This window comes from Paenibacillus sp. TAF43_2 (genome assembly GCF_052113545.1).
In the GTDB taxonomy this organism is placed as follows: domain Bacteria; phylum Bacillota; class Bacilli; order Paenibacillales; family Paenibacillaceae; genus Pristimantibacillus.
Window position 1 is genome coordinate 1 of the sequence record NZ_JBFRDK010000387.1, and the last position, 1,073, is coordinate 1,073.

Annotated in this window: 3 protein-coding genes; 1 reads left to right on the forward strand and 2 read right to left on the reverse strand. The window is 38.4% G+C overall.

The window, feature by feature from the left end; all coding sequences use genetic code 11:
• Nucleotides 1-19: 19 nt before the first annotated feature.
• Entirely contained in the window at nucleotides 20-139 is a 120-nt protein-coding gene (locus AB4Z17_RS33605) for a TetR-like C-terminal domain-containing protein (protein ID WP_441964796.1), read from the forward strand.
• 54 nt (nucleotides 140-193) lie between these two features.
• On the opposite strand, the gene AB4Z17_RS33610 is transcribed toward AB4Z17_RS33605, so the two are convergent.
• Both AB4Z17_RS33610 and AB4Z17_RS33615 read right to left on the reverse strand, forming a co-directional pair.
• Nucleotides 194-493: a hypothetical protein gene (locus AB4Z17_RS33610; protein WP_441964793.1), complete on the reverse strand. Its 300-nt coding sequence runs from the start codon at nucleotides 491-493 to the stop codon at nucleotides 194-196.
• A gap of 203 nt (nucleotides 494-696) precedes the next feature.
• Nucleotides 697-1,073, reverse strand: a 377-nt coding sequence (locus tag AB4Z17_RS33615) for a phytanoyl-CoA dioxygenase family protein (RefSeq protein ID WP_441964795.1), incomplete at its 5' end; no start/stop codon positions are given.

Genomic DNA, 1,073 nt, shown 5'->3' on the forward strand with positions numbered 1-1,073 from the left:
GTTAAATGAAGATCTTCTCGTGAGGTTTGTCGCTTCTTCTTTTGTAGGAGTAGTGGAATGGTGGTTCATGAATGAAATGCCTGTCACCCATCATGTCTTAGCAGAACAACTGGGGACATTGCTGGAGAGGAATGTATAATCGTTATAAACGAACGGCGTACATCATCTTGTCAAGTTCGTCAGTACAATAACTTCAGTGCTCTCTAATATCTATTAAATAAGGCTTGCGCATTAAATCGAATTTATAAACGAAAAAATATTTATTATCTGCCTTTATTAGATTCCAAGTTGTTAATGGAACTTTAATTTTATCCGTACGAGTTTGGTCAGCATATATAATATTTATAAAATAATTTCCGCCTTTACTCTCCTTGCTTTCAATCGTGCCAACTGTGATACGAGTAGTCTCTATCGGCTTATAGATCCAAACTATGATAAAAACGATAGATGCAATCAAAACAACAATATACTTGTTTCTCATCAATTTAAGCATTGCTGCAGACCGCCCTTTCTAGTCTAATCGGTATTTTTTTATCTGATTTTTTGTTTGTAGAAATGAATTATGGAATTAATTTCTCGGATTTCAATTTTGTTACAAAGCATAAAACTAATTAATACTTTAGTCAATCATCTTTTCTAAGTAGACGCTTCACTTCCTATCAATAAAATAGCCACCGCAATGGGTGGCTATAACAATTATTTAAAATGACCCTTCGGCTTTTTGCCGCTCCATCTTTCGTCAACCTTTTCGTAGGCCGATTGGTATCTCGCATCCACACTAATTCGGTATTGATTGGTTGTATTCTCCAGTGAGCAATGCATTAAAAACATGCCGAAAATGAGTACATCGCCTGCCTGAAATTGAGTTGTCGCCCACTGACCACCGAACTTCTCCGTTATAACAAGCGGATCATCCGTGTAATGTCCCAAACCATCACGATCCGAATCTTTGGATCCATACGATTGCTTCAGCGTTTCAAATCGATGCGAGCCGAGGCAAATCGCCAGTCCCCCCATTTCATACGAAACGTTTCCAAGAGGGGACCATACGGTATAGACATTCGGGGTACCTC

Coding starts and splice junctions, on each gene's coding strand:
- AB4Z17_RS33610 (WP_441964793.1), bottom strand. CDS start 493: ATGCTTAAATTGATGAGAAACAAGTATATTGTTGTTTTGATTGCATCT.